The sequence below is a fragment of the Streptomyces sp. NPDC056479 genome (genome assembly GCF_042795335.1).
Taxonomy (GTDB): domain Bacteria; phylum Actinomycetota; class Actinomycetes; order Streptomycetales; family Streptomycetaceae; genus Streptomyces.
The window spans coordinates 342,731-364,073 of record NZ_JBHTRZ010000006.1 but is presented as its reverse complement, the minus strand read 5'-3'; the positions used below and the strand labels follow the sequence as shown (position 1 = coordinate 364,073).

General features: G+C 70.9%; 17 protein-coding genes. 9 read left to right on the top strand and 8 right to left on the bottom strand.

The window, feature by feature from the left end:
• The first annotated feature begins 230 nt into the window (after positions 1-230).
• Entirely contained in the window at positions 231-611 is a 381-nt protein-coding gene (locus ACFQ6S_RS25075; RefSeq protein WP_383414539.1) for an STAS domain-containing protein, read from the top strand.
• Between the two features lie 162 nt (positions 612-773).
• Positions 774-1,286 (top strand): EF-hand domain-containing protein, encoded by a 513-nt coding sequence (locus ACFQ6S_RS25070; RefSeq protein ID WP_383413846.1) that lies wholly within the window; start codon positions 774-776, stop codon positions 1,284-1,286.
• Between the two features lie 216 nt (positions 1,287-1,502).
• Here the strand turns inward: ACFQ6S_RS25070 and ACFQ6S_RS25065 are convergent, their stop codons facing one another.
• Positions 1,503-3,011, bottom strand: coding sequence for a class I adenylate-forming enzyme family protein (locus tag ACFQ6S_RS25065; protein WP_383413844.1), 1,509 nt, complete (start codon positions 3,009-3,011; stop codon positions 1,503-1,505).
• 124 nt (positions 3,012-3,135) lie between these two features.
• Between ACFQ6S_RS25065 and ACFQ6S_RS25060 the strand changes: the two genes are divergently transcribed.
• The 3 genes from ACFQ6S_RS25060 to ACFQ6S_RS25050 all read left to right on the top strand — a co-directional run bounded on the left by ACFQ6S_RS25060 (position 3,136) and on the right by ACFQ6S_RS25050 (position 6,118).
• Entirely contained in the window at positions 3,136-4,269 is a 1,134-nt protein-coding gene (locus ACFQ6S_RS25060) for an acyl-CoA dehydrogenase family protein (protein ID WP_383413841.1), read from the top strand.
• 3 nt (positions 4,270-4,272) lie between these two features.
• Positions 4,273-5,148, top strand: a complete 876-nt coding sequence (locus ACFQ6S_RS25055; RefSeq protein WP_383413838.1) for an acyl-CoA dehydrogenase family protein — start codon at positions 4,273-4,275, stop codon at positions 5,146-5,148.
• Positions 5,149-5,656: 508 nt separating this feature from the next.
• Complete coding sequence (locus tag ACFQ6S_RS25050) at positions 5,657-6,118, top strand: ATP-binding protein (protein ID WP_383414537.1); 462 nt, start codon at positions 5,657-5,659, stop codon at positions 6,116-6,118.
• 448 nt (positions 6,119-6,566) lie between these two features.
• On the opposite strand, the gene ACFQ6S_RS25045 is transcribed toward ACFQ6S_RS25050, so the two are convergent.
• Complete coding sequence (locus ACFQ6S_RS25045; protein WP_383413835.1) at positions 6,567-7,493, bottom strand: cyclase family protein; 927 nt, start codon at positions 7,491-7,493, stop codon at positions 6,567-6,569.
• Positions 7,494-7,590: 97 nt separating this feature from the next.
• Here ACFQ6S_RS25045 and ACFQ6S_RS25040 point away from each other — a divergent pair, with 97 nt between their 5' ends.
• The 3 genes from ACFQ6S_RS25040 to ACFQ6S_RS25030 all read left to right on the top strand — a co-directional run bounded on the left by ACFQ6S_RS25040 (position 7,591) and on the right by ACFQ6S_RS25030 (position 10,832).
• On the top strand, positions 7,591-8,505 hold the full coding sequence (locus ACFQ6S_RS25040) for an SDR family oxidoreductase (RefSeq protein WP_383413832.1): 915 nt from the start codon (positions 7,591-7,593) through the stop codon (positions 8,503-8,505).
• Between the two features lie 126 nt (positions 8,506-8,631).
• Positions 8,632-9,783: an acyl-CoA dehydrogenase family protein gene (locus ACFQ6S_RS25035; protein ID WP_383413829.1), complete on the top strand. Its 1,152-nt coding sequence runs from the start codon at positions 8,632-8,634 to the stop codon at positions 9,781-9,783.
• Positions 9,783-10,832, top strand: a complete 1,050-nt coding sequence (locus ACFQ6S_RS25030) for an alcohol dehydrogenase catalytic domain-containing protein (protein ID WP_383413826.1) — start codon at positions 9,783-9,785, stop codon at positions 10,830-10,832. Before ACFQ6S_RS25035 ends, ACFQ6S_RS25030 begins: the two co-directional genes overlap by 1 nt.
• 56 nt (positions 10,833-10,888) lie before the next feature.
• Here ACFQ6S_RS25030 and ACFQ6S_RS25025 read toward each other — a convergent pair whose 3' ends face one another.
• Positions 10,889-11,932 carry a GlxA family transcriptional regulator gene (locus tag ACFQ6S_RS25025; protein WP_383413823.1) on the bottom strand — a complete coding sequence of 348 codons (1,044 nt, stop codon included), beginning with the start codon at positions 11,930-11,932 and terminating at the stop codon, positions 10,889-10,891.
• Positions 11,933-12,003: 71 nt separating this feature from the next.
• On the opposite strand from ACFQ6S_RS25025, the gene ACFQ6S_RS25020 reads away from it, so the two are divergent.
• Positions 12,004-13,311 carry an MFS transporter gene (locus ACFQ6S_RS25020; RefSeq protein WP_383413820.1) on the top strand — a complete coding sequence of 436 codons (1,308 nt, stop codon included), beginning with the start codon at positions 12,004-12,006 and terminating at the stop codon, positions 13,309-13,311.
• A gap of 47 nt (positions 13,312-13,358) precedes the next feature.
• Here ACFQ6S_RS25020 and ACFQ6S_RS25015 read toward each other — a convergent pair whose 3' ends face one another.
• The 5 genes from ACFQ6S_RS25015 to ACFQ6S_RS24995 all read right to left on the bottom strand — a co-directional run bounded on the left by ACFQ6S_RS25015 (position 13,359) and on the right by ACFQ6S_RS24995 (position 21,302).
• Positions 13,359-13,970 (bottom strand): flavin reductase family protein, encoded by a 612-nt coding sequence (locus ACFQ6S_RS25015; protein WP_383413817.1) that lies wholly within the window; start codon positions 13,968-13,970, stop codon positions 13,359-13,361.
• 72 nt (positions 13,971-14,042) lie between these two features.
• The gene (locus tag ACFQ6S_RS25010) at positions 14,043-16,355 is read right to left on the bottom strand and encodes a hypothetical protein (protein WP_383413814.1); all 2,313 of its coding nucleotides are present in this window, start codon (positions 16,353-16,355) and stop codon (positions 14,043-14,045) included.
• Positions 16,356-16,504: 149 nt separating this feature from the next.
• Positions 16,505-17,344 carry an enoyl-CoA hydratase/isomerase family protein gene (locus ACFQ6S_RS25005; RefSeq protein ID WP_383413811.1) on the bottom strand — a complete coding sequence of 280 codons (840 nt, stop codon included), beginning with the start codon at positions 17,342-17,344 and terminating at the stop codon, positions 16,505-16,507.
• Between the two features lie 46 nt (positions 17,345-17,390).
• Complete coding sequence (locus tag ACFQ6S_RS25000; protein ID WP_383413808.1) at positions 17,391-19,616, bottom strand: acetate--CoA ligase family protein; 2,226 nt, start codon at positions 19,614-19,616, stop codon at positions 17,391-17,393.
• Positions 19,617-19,775: 159 nt separating this feature from the next.
• Complete coding sequence (locus tag ACFQ6S_RS24995) at positions 19,776-21,302, bottom strand: flavin monoamine oxidase family protein (protein ID WP_383413805.1); 1,527 nt, start codon at positions 21,300-21,302, stop codon at positions 19,776-19,778.
• Between the last annotated feature and the right edge of the window lie 41 nt (positions 21,303-21,343).

Here is a 21,343-nt window from a genome sequence, read left to right as displayed (position 1 = left end):
CGCGCCTCGCACTCGTGGTAGAGGGCCCGCGGCACTCCCGACAGCGGCCTCGCATTCGCTTGACTACCCGGCCACCCCCGATCAGACACGATCGAACAGGATCGAATCCGATTGAAACAAGCCTTTTCTGATCGGGGACCGTTTTTTGGCGGGTGTTTCAGGGAACAGCCGCTGGGCAGCCGCGCTGCAAGGAAGCGTAGGTGTCGCTTCCGTTTCGGCTAGCGAGGGGCGTGGTGGTGACGGTGAAAGTGACCGGCGGCGAGCGAGGCGACTGGGCCGTGCTCCAGGTGTCGGGCGAGCTGGATCTGGTGACCTCGCCGGTGATGCGTCAGCACATCCATGACGTGGTCGCCGAGGGGCGCCACAGCCTCGTCCTCGACCTTTCCGATGTGATGTTCTGCGACTCCAGCGGCGTCGGCGTCCTCATAGCGGCCCGCCGCCTGATCCGCTCCTGCCAGGGCAGCCTGCGGCTGATACTGCCGGCGCAGGGCGCGGCGGACGGGTCGCACGTCAACCGGGTCCTGGGGGCGCTGGGGGTACGCAGGCTGTTCGACGTCCACCCCGACCTGGCGTCGGCCGTCGAGGACGAGGCCGGCCCGCTGTCGGCGTGAGCGTCGCGCAGGATGCGCCCGGCAGGACCGCTCTGCCACATCGTTGTCCCAAAATTCCCCCGGTCTTGGCACAACCGCCGCTTTCCCGCGCCCGCGCGGCCCCCGGCGTCGTACGCTCCGTGGCAGATGCACCCCACATGACGTAAGGCGGCCCGATAAGACATGGTCAGCAGCGAGTACGAGCGCAGGATCGCCGCCCGGTTCGCCACCTTCGACCAGGACGGCAACGGCTACATCGACCGGGAGGACTTCAGCGCGGCGGCCAAGGCGCTGCTCGCGGAGTTCGGCACCACCGCCCGCTCCGACAAGGGGCAGGCCCTGTACATCGGCGCCGAGGCGTTCTGGCAGGGCATGGCCGGGATCGCGGACCGTGACGGCGACCAGCGCATCACCCGTGACGAGTTCGTGAACGGCGCCCTCAAGCGACTGCGGGACAACCCCGACCGGTTCGCCGAGATCGCCCGCCCCTTCCTGCACGCCGCCCTCGCCGTGGCCGACCCCAACGGTGACGGGGCCGCCACCGTCACCGACACCGCACGGGTGCTGGTCTGCCTCGGTGTCCCGCAGGACCTCGCCCGGGCGGCCGCCGCCACGCTCGACACGGACGGCGACGGCAATGTGGCGGAGAGCGAGATCGTGACGGCGTTCGCCCGCTACTTCACGGTCCCCGAGTGACGTCTAGGCCGCGCCCGCAAAGTCCCGCCCGCCCCGCGACGCCTGGCACGTGCTCTCGCCGCACCGGGCGAAGCCCAAGTACGTCCAGTACGAGGGCTTCCGCCCGGCACGCCGAGAGCACGCTCCCCCACGCTCGAACAACCTCGCGCGGGGGGACCCCCATCGCCGCCGCGGGGCCCGCCCTGCGGGCGGACGACGGGACTTTGCGGACACGACCTAGGCCGTTCCCGAGAAGCGCTCCTTGAGCTTGTACTTGAGCACCTTCCGCAGGGTCTCGTTGCGCGGAAAGGCGTCCACCACCTCCAGCTGCTCCGGCAGCTTGTGCGTCGACAGCCCTTCCCCGCGCAAGTACGACGTCAGCGCCTCCAGCGTCAGCGGCCGAGCGCCGGCCGGCTGTTCCACCACCGCGCAGACCCGCTCCCCGCGCTCCGGATCCGGCAGCCCGATCACCGCCACGTCCCCGACCGCGGGATGCCGGTGCAGCAGGTCCTCGATCTCCTTCGCCGAGATGTTCTCGCCCTTGCGGATGATCACGTCCTTCAGACGGCCGGTCAGCACCAGATGGCCGGTGCCGGTCAGCTGCCCGAGGTCACCGGTGCGCAGAAAGCCCTCCTCGTCGAAGGCCGCCGCCGTCTGTGCCGGATCCAGATAGCCCCGGCACACCGCCTCCCCGCGCAGCCGCACCTCGCCCTCCACGATCCGTATCTCCATCCCCTCCGGCGGCCGCCCCTCCGTCGTCGCCAGGTTCTCCACCGTGTCGTCCGGCGCCCCCATCGTGATCATCGGCACCTCGGTCATGCCGTATCCGTGGGTGAGCTGCACCCCCATCTCGCGCACCACCGCGTGATAGACCTCCGGCGGCTTCGGCGCCCCGCCGCCCGCCAGCAGTCGCAGCGAGGGGACGACCTTCCCGCCGCCCTGATGCCTGCGCTGCTCCGCCAGGAACATCGAGTAGAACGCCGTCGACCCGCCCGCGATCGTCACGCCGTGTCCGCGGTACCCCGCCAGCGCCTCCGGCAGCGCGAACTGCTCGAACAGCACCGCGGGGAAGCCGTACAGCAGCACCATCACCATGTAGTCCGGGCCGCCTATGTGGGCGTAGGGGAAGGCGATCGAGCCGACGTCGGCGGACGTGGGGCGCAGGGCGTGGGCCAGGCAGGAGCCGCCCGCGAGCAGGGAACGGTCGGTGTGCAGGACGCCCTTGGGGTCGGACGTCGTGCCCGAGGTCCAGTAGATCCAGCGCACGGAGGTGCCCTCGGCGGGCGGCGGGGGCAGTACCGAGGGATCGCCGTCGGGCAGGGTGTCGTACGCCTCGAAGATCCCCTTCGCGCCCAGGCGCCGTGCCATCTCGGTGTGGTCGAAGCCCCGCCACTCGCCGGGCACCGCGAAGAACTCCGCCTTCGACTCCCGCAGCGCGAAGCCGACTTCGCGGTCCCGGTAGAAGGGGATGACCGGCGACTGCACGGCGCCGAGGCGGGCGAGCGCGAAGGACAGCACCGCCGTCTCGATACGGGTGGGCAGCTGCCAGGCGACGACCGTGCCGGGGCGTACGCCCAGGTCGTACAGCCCGGCCGCGACGCGCTCGGCACGCGCGCGCAGCTCGCCGAAGGACAGGGAGCGCCGGTCCTGGAGGAGGACCGGTCGGCCGGGGGTGAGGTCGGCGCGGCGGGCGAGCAGGTCCCAGAGGGTGCGGGAGGAACTCAGGGCGTGCGCGGTGTCGTTCACGACATCCCCCTCATGCTGACGGTGTGTCAGATCGTGCGGAGAGCGTAGGACTCGGCGCCTTGCCGGTCCAGGGGTGCGGGGTTAGCCTGCGAAGGAATCTGACGGACCGTCAGGCAGGTGGTGGATGAATCTCACGTACACGCCCGAAGAGGAGGAGTTCCGGGCGCGGCTGCGGGAGTGGCTGGCCAAGGCGCTGCCCGCGCTGCCGCCGAAGCCGTCCCCGGACGACTGGCCGGGCCGTCGCGCCTACGACCTCGGCTGGCAGCGGATGCTCCATGACGCCGGGTACGCCGATGTGCAGTGGGACGCCTCCCCGACCGTACGGCTGATCTTCCTGGAGGAGACGGAGAAGGCGGGCGCCCCCTATGTCGGCGCGAACTTCGTCGGGCTGCTGCACGCGGGGCCTACCATCGCGGCCGAAGGCACCGCCGCACAGCGGGCACGCTGGCTGCCGCCGATCCTGCGCGGCGAGGAGGTCTGGTGCCAGGGCTTCAGCGAACCGGACGCCGGATCCGACCTCGCGGCACTGCGCACCCGCGCGCGCAGGGACGGCGACGACTATGTGGTGAGCGGGTCCAAGATCTGGACCTCCCACGCCGAAGTGGCCGACTGGTGCGAGCTGTTGGTGCGCACCGACCCCGAGGCGCCGAAGCACCGCGGAATCAGCTGGCTCGCCATGCCCATGGACGCGCCGGGCATCACCGTGCGGCCGCTGAGGACGCTCGCCGGGTCGGCCGAGTTCGCCGAGGTTTTCCTCGACGAGGTGCGGGTGCCGGTCGCCAACCGGGTCGGGGACGAGAACGACGGCTGGCGCGTGACGATGGTGACCCTGTCCTTCGAGCGTGGCACGGCTTTCGTGGGCGAGGTGGTCGCCTGCCGCCGAGTGCTGCGCGAACTCGCAGGTGAGGCGCGTGAGAACGGGCGCTGGGACGATCCGGCGCTGCGGCGGAGGCTGGGGCGGCTGAACGCCGAGTTCCGGGCGCTGTGGCGGCTGACGCAGTGGAACGTGAGCGAGGCGGAGGCCACCGGCGGGGTGCCCGGTGTGGGGGGTTCGGTTTTCAAACTGAGGTATTCGCACGCCCGCCAGGAGCTCTACGACGCGGCGGCCGACGTACTCGGTCCCACCTCGCTGGACCTGGACCGTCCGTGGATGCTCGACCGGCTGTCGTCGCTGTCGTACACCATCGCCGCCGGGACCTCGCAGATCCAGCGGAACATCGTCGGGGAGCGGATCCTCGGGCTGCCGAAGGGGCGATGACGGATGCGGTTCCAACTCACGGAGGACCAGCGGGCGTTGCGGGACGGCGTGCGCGGGCTGCTGGGCCGGCGCTTCGGGGCGCAGGCGCTGAGGGCGGCCGTCGACAAGCCCGGCCGGCTGGACCGGGCGCTGTGGCGGGAGCTCGGCACGGCCGGTTTCTTCGCGCTACGGCTGCCCGAGTCGCGGGACGGTGTCGGACTCGGTCTGCCCGAGACGGTGTTGGCCTTCGAGGAGGCGGGGCGGGCGCTGGTGCCCGGGCCGCTGGTGGCCACCCATCTCGCGGCGGGGGCGGTGCCCGGAGCGGCCACGGGGGAGGCGGTCGTGACGACCGTCGGCAACGGGCTCGTGGAGTGGCTCGAGGAGGCGGACGTCGTTCAGGGGGATGCGGCGGGGGCCGTACCGCTGAGATCGGTCGACCCGCTGACGCCCCTGCACCAGGTCTCCACGGCCGGCGCCGTCGATCCCGTGGCCGTTCTGCTCACCGCGTCCGAACAACTGGGCAGCGCCACGCGCGTGTGCGAAATGGCGGCGCAACACGCCCGGACGCGCGAGCAGTTCGGGCGGCCGATCGGGGCCTTCCAGGCGGTGAAGCATCTGTGCGCGGAGATGCTGGTGCGGACGGAGACGGCCCGTGTCGCCCTCTACGCGGCGGCCGTCACGGCCGACCCCGCCGACATCCACACGGCGCGGCTGCTCGCCGACGAGGCCGCCGTGCGCGGTGCGCGCGACTGTCTCCAGGTGCACGGCGGCATGGGATTCACCTGGGAGTTCGAGCTCCATCTGCATATGAAGCGCGCCTGGGTGCGAACGCATCGTGCCGGTGAGGTGACGGAAAGTGAGGAGTGTCTGGCCGCCGAACTTCTCGCACACCCGAACTAAAGCACTCTGGTCTGCGGTCTCTCCGTCGACGCCCGTACGGATGTCGCGGATTGTGGCATACCGGAATTACGGAGCGTTGATATCGGGTTGTGTCCTACGCGTGACTCGTCACGGCCTGGAGTCGGCGGTTCGCTCCGGTACCTTGTGTGAGATGCGAGTGGTTCCGAGCACGAGCCATGCCGGAGTTGCCTTTGGGGCGGCGCCGGATCCGGCGGTGCGCGCCGCTGCTCGCAAGGCGGGAGGGCGGTCTGTCCCCGCCTGTTCGACTCCCCGCGACAAGCGTCGCACAGTATGCCGCACGGGTACTCCTTCACGCTGGAATATGCCCGAAGCGCTTGTTGGGGTGACTGTACGTCAACCATGCTGTCAGCTAAGGGATTCACGTTCTGTGACCCTGGCTTTGGCCATTGATCTGGCCATGAAAAGAATGGCTAGGATCGTGGCCCTCGTGAGGCGCGGGGCTATGTGTCCGCCGGTTCGGATGGTGTGAGCGGTGCAGGTGCTTCAAGTGCAGCTGGAGATCCGGCCCGACCCCGCTGAAGTGGGGCGAGCCCGGCGGTGGGCCCGCTCGCGGCTCGCCGGATCCGGGATAGGTGCCGACGAGCCGCTCGCCGAGACGCTGATCCTGCTCGTCTCCGAACTCGTCACCAACGCCGTGGTCCACACCGGCTGTCCGGCCGTGCTGCGACTGTCCCTGCCCGGAGCGGCTCAGGACTGTGCCACCGTGCGCCTCGAGGTGGCCGACCGCAGTGGCCGCGCCCCCGTGCCCCGTTGTGCCGACGGTGACGCGACGGGCGGCCGCGGACTCGCCCTCGTCGACGGACTCGCGGACCGCTGGGGCTGGTGCACCGAGGGCGGCGGCAAGCGGATCTGGTGCGAACTGGACCGGAGCGCGCAGTCGCAGGGGGCCGCTGCCGCCTACGGGAGCGGGGCGTCCGCCTATGAAGGGCTTGCGTACGAGGCGGTGTGACGGGCGCACGGCGCGGCTGTTGCGCCGGGCTTCGGTGCACGGTTGCAGAAAGCGCTGTCTCCTTCAGCTCGGGTGAGTATCGATGCGCCCGGGCATGCTTCTGTGCGCGGCTCCTATAAATCGGGGCGTAAGTAGCAAATCCACGAGTGGGTGTTGACGCCGCGTGTTGGTCTGATCACGCTTGTGGTCAGCGATTCGCCGTGAGGGGACGGCGAGGACTTCGGTGACGGGAGCCCTTGCCGAGCGTGGGTCGTGATCGGCGTCGGTCTCTCCCCGGGCCAGGAGAGACCGGGGCGGGTACGCCGGAGCCGGATGGCGGCGCGCTGTGTCGTGCTCGGGGCGGATGGGGCTTCGCCTCTTTCGGGCGCGGCCGGGAGCTGGGGAAGCCGCGCCGCCAGCCGGCCTCGACGGGCGCGGGGAGTGCCGCCGTCCGTCGGAGAGCCGGGAGTCAGAGCACGGCCACGGGTGCGACGGGAGTCCCCGTGGCGCCCACGAACGGCTCGGGCATCGCCGACAGCAGAAACGCGTAGCGCTCTTCTTGTCCACAGGCTGTGGACAACTCTTCGAGGTTCCAGTTCTGGCCCTGGAGCATCCCCATCTCCACCAGGTCGAGCGCGTGCACGGGCAGCCACAAGTCCTCTGTCTCGGGCGGAAATATCTCAAACGTGAGGGTGTCGTTCGCCACGGCCGCCACATCGCGCGCGTGGAACCACTCCGGCGTGCGGATCGACAGGCCGGGCGAGGGGTAGCCGTACCCATGCTTGTCACCGGCGAGACAGACCTGGATCTGCCCCGTCCGTACGAGCACGATGTCGCCGGCGCGCACGCGTGTGCCCGCGAGTTCCTCGGCCGCCTCCAGGTCCTCCGGCGTGACCGCGTGACCGCCGTCGAGGCGCGCGACGCCACGCGCGCGTGCCACGTCCAGGAGCACCCCGCGCGAGACGATGTGACGCGCCTTGTCGATGCCGCCGAACTCGGCCCCGCCGTGCGGGGTGATGGTGTCGGCGGGGCGGCCGTTGTAGAGCCGGCCCGAGTGCGAGACATGGGTGAGCGCGTCCCAGTGGGTGGCCGCCTGAAGGCCCATCGTCACGGCGTCGTCGCTGCACGCGACGGTCCCCGGGCCGAACAGCTCCTGGTTGATCTGCACCATGGCGTGCAGGGGGTTGACCCGCCCGGGGATCATCCCGGTCTGCACGCCGTCCTGCTGGAGCGGCAGGGCGAGCGGGATGCGGCGTCCGGTGCGCACGCAGCGGGCCGCCTCGCGGACGACCTCGTCGGTGATCAGGTTCAGGGTGCCCCGCTCGTCGTCGGCGCCCCAACGGCCCCAGTTGTTCACGCGCTTGGCGATCTCGTGGAACGCGGCCGGCAGTGACATCGGTCCTCCCCGGGGGCTTGTCTCCGTGTATCTGACGGGTCGTAGAATCTGAGTCGAATCTAACGGACCGTCAGAAACCGCGGGAAGGGGCCGGGGCGTGGGGAACTTCTTGGCAGGCAAGGTCGTCGCCGTGACGGGCGCCGGGCGGGGCATCGGACGGGCGGTGGCGCTGGCCGCCGCGGCCGAGGGGGCGCGGGTCGTCGTCAACGACTACGGGGTGTCCATGGACGGGTCCTCGCCCACGAGCGAGGTCGCCGAGGCCGTCGTCAAGGAGATCGAGGCGGCGGGCGGCGAAGCGGTCGCGGTGGCCGACGACGTGTCCACGATGGCGGGCGGACAGCGGATCGTCGACACGGCGCTGTCGTCGTACGGGCGGATCGACGGGGTGGTGTGTGTGGCCGGGATCCTGCGGGAGCGGATGCTGTTCAACATGTCCGAGGAGGAGTGGGACCCGGTGGTCGCCACTCATCTGAAGGGGACGTTCACCGTGTTCCGGGCCGCGTCGGCGGTGATGCGCAAGCAGCGGGCGGGGACCTTGATCGGGTTCACCAGCGGCAACCATCAGGGGTCGGTGTCGCAGGCCAACTACAGCGCGGCGAAGGGCGGGATCATCTCGCTCGTGCGGAGTGCCGCGCTCGGTCTGAACAAGTACGGGGTGACCGCGAACGCCGTCGCGCCGGTCGCTCGTACGCGGATGTCGGCCAACGTGCCCATGGAGTTGGCGGAGATCGGGGAGCCGGAGGACGTTGCCGCCCTGGTGGTGTATCTGCTGTCGGACGCGGCCCGGGAGCATGGGGTGACGGGGCAGGTGTACACCGTCGCCGGGCCGAAGATCGCGGTGTGGGCGCAGCCGAGGGAGCTGCGCTCGGCGTATGCCTCCGGCGGGTGGACGCCGGAGTCGATCGCGGCGGCGTTGCCCGGGTCGGTGGGGGTGGATCCGATGCCGATGCTGGCTCGTTTGGAGGCGATGGAGAAGGCCGCGCGGGACGGGGCTCGGCCGAACGCCCAATAGCTCGGGGGGGGCCGGGACGGCGGGTGCGGGTCCGTTGTGGCTGATCGCGCCCACGTGGCGGAGCCGCAGATCGACACAGCCCCGCGCCCCTGAGTTGGAGATCCGACCGTCGCTTGGGAGGTTGCCGTGGACTTTGGATTCACCGCTGAGGACGAGGCGTTTCGTGCGGAAGTCAGGGCGTGGTTCTCCGAGCATCGAGAGGGGGCGCAGGATCGCCGCGCCTGGGAACGCACCCTCGGCAAAGCCGGGTGGATAGGGCTGGGCTGGTCCGAGGGCGGATACGGGAACCGGGTTGCCACGCTCACCCAGCAGGTCGTGTGGGCCGAGGAGTACGCGCGGTCCGGGGCGCCGGCGCGGTCTGGGCACATTGGGGAGAAGCTGCTGGCTCCGACGTTGCTCGCGCACGGGAGCCAGGGGCAGAAGGCGCGGTTTCTTCCGGCGATCGCCGTCGGTGAGGAGCTGTGGTGTCAGGGGTACAGCGAGCCCGGGGCGGGGTCGGATCTGGCGGGGGTGCGTACGAAGGCCGAGCGGGCCTCGGACGGGACGTACCGGATCACCGGACAGAAGATCTGGACCTCCCTCGCCCATGAGGCCGACTGGTGCTTCGTGCTGGTCCGTACCGAGCCGGAGTCCCGGCGCCATCACGGCCTGAGCTTTCTGCTCGTCCCGATGGACCAGCCGGGGCGGATCGAGGTCCGGCCGATCCGGCAGATGACCGGCACCAGCGACTTCAACGAGGTCTTCTTCGACGGCGCGCACGCGCACGCGGAGCATCTCGTCGGGGACGAGGGCGCGGGGTGGAAGGTCGCGATGAGCCTCCTCGGGTTCGAACGGGGAGTCTCCACGCTCGCCCAGCAGGTCGGCTTCGCACAGGAGTTGGAGAGCGTCGTGCGCGCTGCCGTGCGGTCCGGAGCCGTGGCGGATCCCGTCGTACGGGAGCGGTTGGTGCGGCAGTGGGCCGAGTTGCGGGTGATGCGGTGGAACGCCCTGCGGACGCTGGGAAGTTCGGGCGACCCGGGTGCGCCCAGTGCGGCCAAGCTGCTGTGGGGTGGCTGGCATCAGCGGCTGGGGGAGCTGGCGATGCAGGTGCGGGGTGCCGAGGCGAGCGTGGGGCCGCGGGAGTGGGCGCCCTCATCGCCGTACGAACTCGACGCCGCGCAGCAGCTGTTCCTCTTCTCCCGCGCCGACACGATCTACGGGGGCTCGGACCAGGTTCAGCGCACGATCATCGCCGAGCGGGTGCTCGGTCTGCCCAGGGAGCCCAAGGGAGTCGTCTGATGCGCGGTGTGATGTACGACGGCAAGCGGGTCGAGGTCGTTGACGATCTGGAGGTACGGGAACCGGGGCCCGGTGAGGTGCTGGTGGCCATCTCTGCCGCCGGGTTGTGCCACAGCGATCTGTCTGTGGTGGACGGGACCATACCCTTCCCCGTTCCTGTGGTGTTGGGCCATGAGGGGGCGGGGGTGGTGGAGGCGGTCGGTGTGGGCGTCACCCATGTCGAACCCGGGGACCATGTGGCACTGTCCACGCTCGCCAACTGCGGTGTGTGCCCTGAGTGCGACCGGGGGCGACCGACCATGTGCCGGCAGGCCATAGGGCGGCCGGGGCGGCCGTTCCGGCGTGGTGAGCAGGCGGTGTTCCAGTTCGCGTCCAACTCGGCCTTCGCGGAGCGGACCGTGGTGAAGGCGGTGCAGGCGGTCCGGATCCCGAAGGACATTCCCCTGCCGTCCGCCGCGCTGATCGGGTGCGGGGTGCTGACGGGTGTGGGCGCCGTGCTGAACCGGGCGCGGGTCGACCGCGGGGACCGGGTGGTGGTGATCGGCGCCGGCGGGATCGGGCTCAACGTCATCCAGGGGGCCCGGATCGCGGGGGCGCTGCGGATCGTGGCGGTGGACGCCAATCCGGCGAAGGAGGCGGTGGCCCGGCAGTTCGGTGCGACGGACTTCCTGACGTCGGTGGAGGGAGTGCGCGAGCTGCTGCCGACCGGGGCCGACCACGCCTTCGAATGCGTGGGACGCGTCGAGCTGATCCGGGCGGCCGTCGATCTGCTCGACCGCCACGGTCAGGCCGTACTCCTCGGCGTCCCCGCCGCCACGGCGGAGGCGTCCTTCCTCGTCTCCTCGATGTATCTGGACAAGTCGATCCTGGGCTGCCGGTACGGGTCGTCGAGACCGCAGCGGGACATCGCGCTGTATGCCGAGCTGTATCGGACCGGGCGGTTGCTGCTGGACGAGTTGGTGACAGCGACGTATCCGGTGGAGGACTTCGAGAAGGCGCGGGCGGATGCGGAGGCGGGGCGGGTGGCTCGGGGGGTTCTGACCTTCTGACCTTCCGGCCTTCTGAGCGCGACGGGACGAGAGCGCCCGGCCGTGGGGCTCTCGGGTCAGGACACCCGCACGCTCGCCGTGCGGCGAAACGTGCGCCGGTATGCCGTCGGTGTCACGCCCAGGGCCGCCTGGAGGTGCTGGCGCATCGACTGGGCCGTGCCGAAGCCCGCCTGGCCGGCCACCTGGTCGACCGAGAGGTCGGTGGACTCCAGGAGGTGGCGGGCGCGTTCGACACGCTGCTGGGTGAGCCACTGGCCGGGGCTGATGCCGACCTCCTCGCGGAAGCGGCGGGTGAAGGTGCGCACCGACATGGCCTCCTGGTCGGCCATGTCCCGCAGCTGGATCGGCTCGTGGAGGCGGCCCAGGGCCCACGCGCGGGCCGTGGTCGTGGACGACTGCTGCGGGTCGGGGACCGGGCGATGGATGTACTGTGCCTGGCCGCCGTCCCGGTGCGGCGGTACGACGGTGCGGCGGGCCACCTCGTTGGCGATCGCCGTGCCGTGGTCGCGGCGCACCATGTGCAGGCACAGGTCGATCCCGGCCGCGACCCCGGCCGAGGTCAGCACGTCCCCGTCGTCGATGAACAGCACGTCCGCGTCGACCTTGATCTTCGGGAACAGCCGCTGGAAGCGCTGGGCGTCGGCCCAGTGCGTGGTCGCCGGGCGCCCGTCGAGCCGGCCGGCCGCGGCGAGGACGTAGATACCGGTGCAGATGGAGGCCACACGGGTGTGGGGGCGGATGTGGGCGAGCGCGGCGGCCAGCTCGTCGGTGAGCACGCCCTCGTCGTAGACCGGGCCGAGCTCGTAGGACGCCGGGATGATCACGGTGTCGGCGGTGGCCAGGGCCTGCGGGCCGTGCTCCACCTGGATGGCGAAGTCGGCGTCGGTCTGGACGGGGCCCGGCGGCCGGATCGAGCAGGTGACGACCTCGTACAGATGGCGCCCCAGCGCGTCCTTGGGGCGGCCGAAGATCCGGTGCGGGATGCCCAGCTCGAAGGGGAGCAGCCCGTCCAGGGCGAGGACGACCACGCGGTGCGGGCGGAACCCGGTCCCGGGGTCGGACTCGGGCTCTGACTCATGACGCTCGGGTACCTCGCTCATGGCCCGATCCTAACGAATGCTGTCCTACGGGCCAATGGATCCGCGGTCGCGGAGGCCCGAAGCTCGTTGTCGTGACGCAGACAACCGAAGCCGCCGCCGTCGACCAGTCCTCGCCGGGGCCACGCCGTACTCGTATCCACCGTGCCTGGTTCGTCGCCGCCGTCGCCTTCGTGACGATCCTCGGCGCGGCCGCCTTCCGCTCCCTGCCGGGGCTGCTCATCGACCCGCTGCACCAGGAGTTCGGCTGGTCGCGCGGCACGATCGCGGCCGCCGTCTCCATCAACCTCGCGCTGTACGGCCTGACCGCCCCCTTCGCCGCCGCCCTGATGGACCGCTTCGGCATCCGGCGGGTCGTCGCGGTCGCCCTGACCGTGATCGCGCTCGGCTCGGGTCTGACGGTGTGGATGACGGCGGCCTGGCAACTGCTGCTGTGCTGGGGCCTCCTTGTGGGCCTGGGGACGGGGTCCATGGCGCTGGCCTTCGCCGCGACCGTCACCAACCGCTGGTTCACCGAGCGCCGCGGTCTGGTCACCGGCATCCTCACCGCCGCCTCCGCCTCCGGCCAGCTGATCTTCCTGCCCGTGCTGTCCCTGATGGTCGACGCCGGCCAATGGCGCCCGGCCTCCGTCACGGTCGCCCTCGCCGCCCTCGCGGTGGTCCCCTTCGTCTGGCTGCTGCTGCGCGACCACCCGGCCGACGTGGGCCAGAAGCCTTACGGCGCGAAGGAGTTCGTGCACAAGCCGCCCCCCGCCCGGGGTGCCGCCCGCCGGGCGGTGACGGTGCTCTTCTCGGCGGCCCGCACCGGCCCCTTCTGGCTGCTGGCCGGCACCTTCGCGATCTGCGGCGCCTCCACCAACGGCCTCATCCAGACCCACTTCGTGCCCGCCGCCCACGACCACGGCATGGCCGTCCCGGCCGCCGCCTCACTGCTCGCCGTCATCGGCGTGTTCGACGTCGTCGGGACGATCGCCTCCGGCTGGCTCACCGACCGCTTCGAGCCGCGTCGTCTCCTCGCGGTCTACTACGCCCTGCGCGGCATCTCGCTGCTGTTCCTGCCGATGCTGCTCGCCCCTTCGGTCCACCCGCCGATGATCTTCTTCATCGTCTTCTACGGCCTCGACTGGGTCGCCACCGTCCCGCCCACCATCGCCCTGTGCCGTGAGCAGTACGGCGACGACAGCGCGATCGTCTTCGGCTGGGTCCTCGCCTCCCACCAGGTGGGCGCGGCGCTGGTGGCCTTCCTCGGCGGAGTCGCGCGGGACGTCTTCGGCACGTACGACATGGTCTGGTACGCGTCCGGGGCGCTGTGCGCGGCGGCGGCGCTGATGGCGCTGGTGATCCGGCGGCGGACCGTGCCGGTGGCGGCGATGGCGGCCTGACCCTGACGGCCGGGTGGCGGACTGACGGCCCCGTGGCGGGCGGTGGCCTACAGGAACCGCCCCTTGTGGAACAGCAGCGGCGCCGCGTCCCCGTCGGCCGTCCCCAGCGCGTCCACGCGTCCTACGACGATGAGGTGGTCGCCCCCCGTGTGCACCGCGTGGATCGTGCAGTCGATCCACGCGAGCGTGCCGGCGAGGCGCGGGGAGCCCGACACGGGTGCCGCGTCGTATGTCACCCCCGCGAACTTGTCCGCGCCGCTCACCGCGAAGCCGCGGCACAACTCGCCCTGGCCGGCGCTCAGGACGTTCACACAGAAGACGCCCGCGCGGGCGATGCGCGGCCAAGTCGTCGACGTGCGGCCGACCATGAAGGCGATCAGGGGCGGGTCGAGGGAGAGGGAGGAGAAGGACTGGCAGGCGAAGCCGGCGGGGGAGGACGGGGAGGAGGCGGCAGGGTCGTCGGTGGTTGCCGGTGCCGTGACAACGACCACGCCTGTGGCGAAGTTCCCCAGCACCCGCCGGAATTCGGCCTGCGGGATCGGCGCCCGCTCGTCCTCGCCGACACACCGCAGTTCCGGGCGCGGGAGGGCTGCTACGGGCGGCGCGTCGGCCGACCTGAGGTAGCGGACGGCGGCGGCCGCCATCCCTGCGTGTCCCATCACAGAACCCATTGAAACTGACGCATCGTCAGAAGTGAAGCCCCGCGACTCAGAAGTGGGGCCCCGCGACCGTCACCGTCGCCGTGCCCTCCTGCCGCGGCTCCTGAGAAGAAGCACTGCGCAGAAGCCGCCGAGGCCCGCGAGCAGCCACACCAGGTGGCCGGGAGTGCCGCTCTCGCCGGCGGCGGAGTCCGACGACGGCCTCGGATCCCCGGGCGGGCCGGAGCCGTTCTGTTCCTGCGTGCCGCCGGGCCGCGAGGAGTCGGGAGCGGCCCCGCGCGGTGTGTTGTCGGCGCCCATCCAGACACGTGACTCACCCGCACCCGTCACCACCGACTCGGCGGCCATCGAGGTGTCCTGCGGCATACCGGACCAACGGCCGGTGAAGGCCTTCTCGTCGCTCACCCGCTCGAACTGGACGCGGCCGAAGTCGACGCCGCCGAAGATGTACGTCCGGGTCTCGATGTAGTCGCCGTTGCGGGTACGACGGGTGACCTTGAACTCGCCGTCCCGGTAGGAACGTACGTACTGCTTGAAGGTGTCCTCGGGCTTCCAGCGGGTTCCTGTGACCCAGTCGTTCACGTCACCCCGGTCGATGAGGTCGCTGTAGGCGGTCGGCGAGCTCGCGGCCCGTTCGCGGTACCACTCGGCGGCGACCCGGCTGAGATAGACCCGGCGCAGTTCGGCGTACTCGGGCCCCTCGTTCACCGCCTTCTCGATGCCCGGCAGGATCAGGTCGCGGAAGACCTTCTCGTTGCGTGCCTGCGTCGCCTTGCTCTGCTTCCCGCAGGACGCCGCGCCGGCGTCGTCGTTCCCCCTTGCGGCGAGGTACTGGGACTCCATCTTGACCGAGAGCGGAGCGTCGAGGATGTACAGCTCGTCGCCCTTCGTGGAGACCTCGGCCGGACCGGGGACGATCCAGGTGCGGAAGGACATGCACTGCCCGGAGATCCGGTCCCAGAAGCGTTGCCCCGGTGAGGTGTTCGGATGGATCAGCCGGGCCGTCGTCTTCTTCAGGCGTAGGTCGGCCTGGAGCAGGATGCGGCCCGCGTCCGTACGTCCCAGTTCGGCGTCGACGATGCGGTCGGGCTCGTTCGGGTTGAGGTTCACCCAGAACGTGGAGGCGGGCAGCGCCAGCCACACGAAGAACGAGTCGGAGGCCTCCCGCGCCGTCCGTACGCCCGTCGAGGACCGCCGCGCGGCGTCGATCCCGCCGGTGTCGGCGCCGAAGGCGTACCGCAGTCCGTTGCCCGGGTCGGAGAGATAACGCAGTTCAAGGGTGGAGAAGTCGATTCCGCCGGGCGCCGCACCGGGATCGGCGAGCGCGCGCGTCAGGCCGCTCGCGTGCCGCTCCGACTCGTCACAGTCGGGGACGGCCAGCGCCGTCCGCGCGGTGCTGAAGGCCGCCTGGTTCACGGTGCCCGTGGCGGGCGTGGGGCAAGGGGACGACGGTGCCGTGGTCATGATGTCGGACGTCTCATTCCGGTAGGAACGCAGGACCTCCCTTTCCTCCGCGTAGTTCTCGCCCGCCTTCTTCATTGCCTGCTTGAGGCTCGGTCCGGCTGCCTTGCTCCGCAGCTCGCTACGGGTTTTGTACTTGTGATTGATCGATTTCTTCGCTGCGGCCCGCTGGTTGGCCGGGAGCGTCTGAGCCTGCTTCAGCTCCTGTTTCCACTGCGCGATCTCCGCTTCGGTGAGCGCGAAGTCAAAGGCGTGATAGCGCCGCGCGTCCGGATCGACGAGCTCCCGGCACTCCTCGCAGTAGTAGCGCTCGGATCCCCAGGTCAGCTGCTTGAGCGAGGCTTCAGGATGCTCGGACCGCAGAGTCTCCACGGCCTTCAGGGCGAGTTCCTCGGAATGGAGGCCGGTCCTCTCGTCCGTCGCCTCGTACTTCTTGCGCCCCTCACCCGGGAAACTCATGGCGCCGATCATCAGCAGATCCGCGGTGCCGTTCTTGTACAGCCGGTCGTACTCGCCCTCGGGCAGGCAGTTCTTGACGTATTCCAGCGGCACCTTCTGATGGACGACGATCGGCCCGCTGCGGGCCGGTTCCCGCGCCTCCAGCGAATCGAGGTCGTCCTCGCTCAGGCCTTTCGGATCGACCAGGACGAGGGCCGCGTTGGACCACTCGTGCTTGGCCTTCCACTTCTGATGGATGCTCGCGCGCTCCCGGACTCCATAGAGCATCAGCATGAGCCGGTCCGTGGCGTAGTCGGCCTTCCCGCTCCCGGGGGCGCAGTCGCCGCCGAACTGGGAGGCCGCCGGCTGTGCCACGGCGTCGCCGCCGCTCGCGCTCAGGCAGGTGACGGCCAGGACGGCGGCGACCAGACAGGCCACCCAGCGTCGCAGGGGCACATGATCGGTGAGCGAGGCAATGCGATTCATGATGCCCATGGCCTTCCGGAGGAGAACTCACGTCGCACACTCAGCGTGACATGTCGTGTCCCCGACACCCTTGGCCACTCGCGTCCCTTCACCTGAACTCCATGTGCGGAAAGGGGAGTTCAGTGCCCGGTCCGGCTCCGGCGCAGCGTTCAACGGCCGCGGAATCGCGGCTCGCGTCGCTCCACGAAGCTCCGCACGCCGTCCTGTGCGTCCTCCGTCGTCATGTTGATCTCCTGGGCGGCCGCCTCCGCCGCGAAGGCGGTGGCGCGGTCGGTGTCGAGGGAGGCGTTGACGAGCTGCTTGGTGAGGGCCAGCGCGCGGGTCGGTCCGGCGGCGAGGCGTTCGGCCCACTCGCGGGCCGTCTTGTCCAACTCGCTGTCCGGCACGACCCGGTTGACCAGGCCCAGCCGTTCCGCGTCCGCCGCGCTGAGCGCGTCGCCGAGGAACATCAGCTCCTTGGCGCGCTGCGGGCCGATGAGGCGGGGCAGGAGATGGGCGCCGCCACCGTCGGGGACGAGACCGCGTCGCACGAACGCCTCGATGAACCGTGCGGACTCCGCGGCCAGTACGAGGTCGCAGGCGAACGCCAGATGCGCGCCGAGGCCGGCCGCCGTGCCGTTGACGGCGGCGATGACGGGCTTCTCGCAGTCCAGTACGGCCGCGATCAGCCGCTGGGCGCCGAGGCGGATCGTGCGGGCGACGTCGCCGGGGACCCGCTCGCCGGACGTGGAGGTGCCCCGGAGGTCCGCCCCGGCGCAGAAGCCACGGCCCGTGCCCGTGATCACGACGGCCCTTACGTCGGGGTCCGCGGAGGCGTCGGCGAGCAGTTGGATGACGCGTTCGCGCTGGTCAGGTGTGATGGCGTTGAGAGCGTCGGGGCGGTTGAGGGTGATCCGGCGGACCTGATTGTCAGTGGCGTGCAGTACCAATGAATCAACGGAACTGACGGAACCGACGGAATTTCCGTGTGCACGGGGGGAATTGGGCATGTTCATCTCATCATCGGCCTTCTTGTCGGCGTCGTCGGCCTTCATGTCAGCGGCACACCACCAACGCGTCCAGCGCCACCGCGCCCTGCCCCCTGGGCAGCACCATCAGCGGATTGATGTCGAGCTCCGCGAGCTCGTCCCCGAGTTCCAGCACCATGCGCTGCACCCGCAGGACGACCTCCACGAGCGCTTCGAGGTCCGCCGGCGGCCGCCCCCTGACCCCGTCGAGGAGGGCCCGCCCGCGCAGCTCGGCACACATGTCCCGGGCCTGCTCCTCACCGAAGGGCGGCACACGTACGGCGGTGTCGTTCAGCACCTCGACCAGCACCCCGCCCAGCCCGACCGTCACGGTCGGCCCGAAGAGCTCGTCCTGCCCGGCGCCCACGACCATCTCGACGCCCCGCTCGACCATCTGGCAGACCAGGACGCCGTCCAGGGCGACGTCCTCGTAGCGGGCGATGTCGGTCAGTTCGCGGTAGGCGTCCCGTACCTGGCTGGCCGAGGTCAGCTCGATCTTGACCAGGCCGAGCTCGGTCTTGTGCGCGATCCGGGCGCCGGACGCCTTCATCACCACGGGGTAGCCCACCAGCCCGGCCGCCCGTACGGCCGCCGCCGCGCTGGTCACCAGCTGCTCGCGCGGGACACGGATGCCGTACGCCCGCAGCAGCTGCTTCGCCGCGTGCTCGCTCAGCTGCTGTCCCGGGCGCATCAGTGCCTGCGCCTTGCGGTAGGACGGCGAGAGGGTGCGCGGGGCCTCGTCGAAGGGGGAGCGGTAGCCGCTGACGAAGCGGTGGTGGTCGAGGTAGGCACGGACGCCGGTGATGCAGTTCGCCACCGTGCGGAAGGTGGCCACGCGCGAGGAGCCGAGCAGGACCTCGCGGTACGCCGGCTCGGTGCCGACCGGCGACCCCCACACCACACAGACCAGCTTGTCCGTCCGCTCGGCGGCGTCCACCAGGTCCCGCACCAGCCGGTCGCTGAGCGGCGGGAAGGGCCCGGTGATCGGGCAGATCAGCACGCCCACCTCGGGGTCGTCGAGGATGGCGTCGATGATCTTCCGGCCGCGGTGGTCGCCGACCGGGTGACCGCCGTTGTCGACCGGGTTGGCCACGCTCAGGTACTCGGGTATCCACTCGTGCAGCTGGGCCTGCCTGGCGGCGGCCAGGGTCGGCAGCCGGAGCCCCGCCTCGGTCGCCAGATCCGCGAAGTGCGCGCCCGTGCCGCCCGAGATCGAATAGACGACGACGCCCTCGGCGCGGGGCGGTCGAGCGCGGGCCAACAGGGTGGCGGTGTCCTGGAGTTCGTCCAGACCGTCGACCCGGATCACCCCGTACTGCCGCATCGCCGCGTCCACCACCGCGTCCGCTCCGGTCAGCTTGCCGGTGTGTGAGGCGGCCGTGCGGGCGCCGGTCTCGGTGCGGCCGACCTTCACGGCGACGACCGGCACCTTGCGGCGGGCGGCGCGGTCGGCGGCGAGCAGGAAGGCGCGGCCGTCCTTGAGGCCCTCGACGTAGGCGGCGATGGCGCCGACCTCGGGTCGTTCGGCGAAGTAGGAGATGAAGTCGGCGGTCTCCAGGTCGGCCTCGTTTCCGGTGGGCGCCCAGTGGGAGAGACGGATGCCGAGTTCCTGGAGCGCGAAGACGGGGCGGCCCTGGTGGCCGGACTGGGTGATGAGGGCGATGGCGGGCCCGTCCAGGTCCTCCCGGAACCGCTCGAAGGCGTTGAGGTTGGTGTTGGGGCCCAGCAGCCGCATCCCGGACCGCTCGACGGCGGCGGTGAGCCGGTCCTGTGCGGCGGCGCCCTGCTCGCCGGTCTCCGCGAACCCGGAGGCGAAGACGACGGCGAACTTCACCTTGGTCTCGGCCAGTTCCTCGATCACCGGAAGCGGATCGGCGACCAGCAGTACGGCCAGATCGACCTGTTCGGGCAGGTCGGCGACGGAAGGAGCACAGGGGATGCCGAAGACGGACGGGCGGCGCGGGTGCACGGGGTGGAGCCGGGCGCCGACCCGCTCCGACCAGGCGATCAGCTGGCGGGTGACGCCGGTGTTCGGCCGGCCCTCGGCGTCCGAGGCGCCGATCACGGCGACCGACTCCGGCCGGAAGAAGCGGTCCAGATCGGGCACGTCGGAGTAGAGGGGACGGCCGCTGACGTCGAGATCGTCGACCTCGGCGGGCCGGCCGTGAACGGCGGGCCCGGGCTGCTCGCCACAGGCGATGACCCGGGCCCGGCGGGAGTCGGTGGTGAGGGTGCCGTGGGTTGATCCAAGCATCGGTCCGCCCGCTCCTGTGTGACAGCGATTAACTGACGCAGTGTCAGATTAAAGGAACTGACGCCATGTCAGGAACGGCTGTGCACGCAAAGTTGAACAGGATGTGCGCTCGGCTCCCCTCGGTCGGCACCGCTCGGCCGGCCGCTCGGCCGGTGCCGCTCACAGCACCCCCAGTACCTCCTCGGCCACCCGCTCGCCCGACCGCACCGCCCCGTCCATGAAGCCCATCCAGTGCGTGGAGGTCTCCGTCCCGGCCCAGTGGATGCCGCCGACCGGTTCGCGCAGGGCCGGGCCGTACTGGGTGAGGACGCCGGGCGCGGCGATGGAGACCGGGCCGCCGCGGGTGTAGGCCTCGTTGTTCCAGCGTTGCAGGACGAAGGAGGTGGGGGAGGCCGCTTTCGCGCCGAAGTACGTCGTGTAGTCCTTCAGTACGGCGGCCCTGACCTCCGCCTCGCTCGCCCCGTCCAGCTTTCGGGCCTCGTCGGCCTCGATGAAGCCCATCAGGGCGCCGTAGGAGGCGTCGGGCGGGGAGTTGTCGAAGGTGGAGCTGACGACGCCGGTGTCGCTGACGACCTGGCCGTTGAGCCCGTCGGCACGCCAGAAGGGGGTGTCGTAGAGGGCGATCGCCTTGCCGACCGAGGCCATCGGCAGGCGCTGGGTGAGCTGGTCGCGGGCGGCCGGGAGGAGGGGGTCGTAGGTGATGCGGGCGGCGAGGGGCGGGGGTACGGCGACCACGACCTTGCGGGCGTTGACGGTGATGCCGTCCGCCGTCACGACGTACCTGCTGCCGGACTTGGCGATCGTGCGCACCGGGGCACTCAGTACCACCCGGTCGCCGAGCGAGGCGGCGAGCTTGATCGGCACCAGTTGGGAGCCGCCGACGAAGCGCAGTTCCTGGGCGCCGCCCGCGGTCTCGGTGAGGCGTTCCAGGGTGCCGGGGGTGGCGGCGTTGCCGGCGGCGGCGATGTAGAAGAGGACGAAGAGGAACGAGAGTTCGCGGGGCTCGGCCGAGAAGATCGACGTACAGGCCACGTCGAAGAGGAACTTGGCGGAGGGGATGACGGCGTTGGCGCGCAGCCAGCTCTCGAAGGTCTGCCGGTCCCACTCGTCGGCCTTCGCGGCGGTCCAGGGCGCGTCGACCGGGATCGTCCTGGCCAGGTCGTCGAGCTTGGCCTGCACGATCGCGGCGTTGGCGAGCCCGGCGGCGTCGATGGGCGGGACCGAGCCGAGGATGCCGTCGGTGGCGTAGGGGGTCTTCTTGCCGTCCTTGTAGAGGAGGTTGTCCCCGGTGTTGTAAGTGGCGAAGGTCGCCACGCCGAGGGAGTCGGCGAGGGCCTTGATGCGGTCCTGGGTGGGGCCGATGAACTCACCACCGCCCTCGGTGACACCGCCGCCTGGGAGGCCGAGGCCCACCACCCGCCCGCCGACGCGGTCACGGGCCTCCAGGACCACGGCCGTCCTGCCGGCGGCGACCAGGTCACGGGCCGCGGTGAGACCGGCGAGCCCGGCACCGACGATGGCGACGTCTACGTCGCGGGATGCGGCGGCGGAGGCCGGCCCGGCGGCGGTGGCCGTGAGGGTGGCGGCACCCACGGTGGCGGCGGCACCGCCGAGGAGTGAGCGCCGGGTGATGCGGGTGATCCGGGAGTTCTCGGATGGCTGGGGGAGCTGTCTTTCGCGTGCCACGTGCGTCCTCCGTCGTAGTGAGAGGGAGCGGAGCCGAAAAG

What these genes read in the sequence shown, in the direction of transcription:
- ACFQ6S_RS25070 (WP_383413846.1), top strand. Translation starts at nt 774, where the DNA reads ATGGTCAGCAGCGAGTACGAGCGCAGGATCGCCGCCCGGTTCGCCACC.
- ACFQ6S_RS25060 (WP_383413841.1), top strand. Translation starts at nt 3,136, where the DNA reads ATGAATCTCACGTACACGCCCGAAGAGGAGGAGTTCCGGGCGCGGCTG.
- ACFQ6S_RS25055 (WP_383413838.1), top strand. Translation starts at nt 4,273, where the DNA reads ATGCGGTTCCAACTCACGGAGGACCAGCGGGCGTTGCGGGACGGCGTG.
- ACFQ6S_RS25045 (WP_383413835.1), bottom strand. Translation starts at nt 7,493, where the DNA reads ATGTCACTGCCGGCCGCGTTCCACGAGATCGCCAAGCGCGTGAACAAC.
- ACFQ6S_RS25030 (WP_383413826.1), top strand. Translation starts at nt 9,783, where the DNA reads ATGCGCGGTGTGATGTACGACGGCAAGCGGGTCGAGGTCGTTGACGAT.
- ACFQ6S_RS25025 (WP_383413823.1), bottom strand. Translation starts at nt 11,932, where the DNA reads ATGAGCGAGGTACCCGAGCGTCATGAGTCAGAGCCCGAGTCCGACCCC.
- ACFQ6S_RS25015 (WP_383413817.1), bottom strand. Translation starts at nt 13,970, where the DNA reads ATGGGACACGCAGGGATGGCGGCCGCCGCCGTCCGCTACCTCAGGTCG.
- ACFQ6S_RS25010 (WP_383413814.1), bottom strand. Translation starts at nt 16,355, where the DNA reads ATGAATCGCATTGCCTCGCTCACCGATCATGTGCCCCTGCGACGCTGG.
- ACFQ6S_RS25005 (WP_383413811.1), bottom strand. Translation starts at nt 17,344, where the DNA reads ATGCCCAATTCCCCCCGTGCACACGGAAATTCCGTCGGTTCCGTCAGT.
- ACFQ6S_RS25000 (WP_383413808.1), bottom strand. Translation starts at nt 19,616, where the DNA reads ATGCTTGGATCAACCCACGGCACCCTCACCACCGACTCCCGCCGGGCC.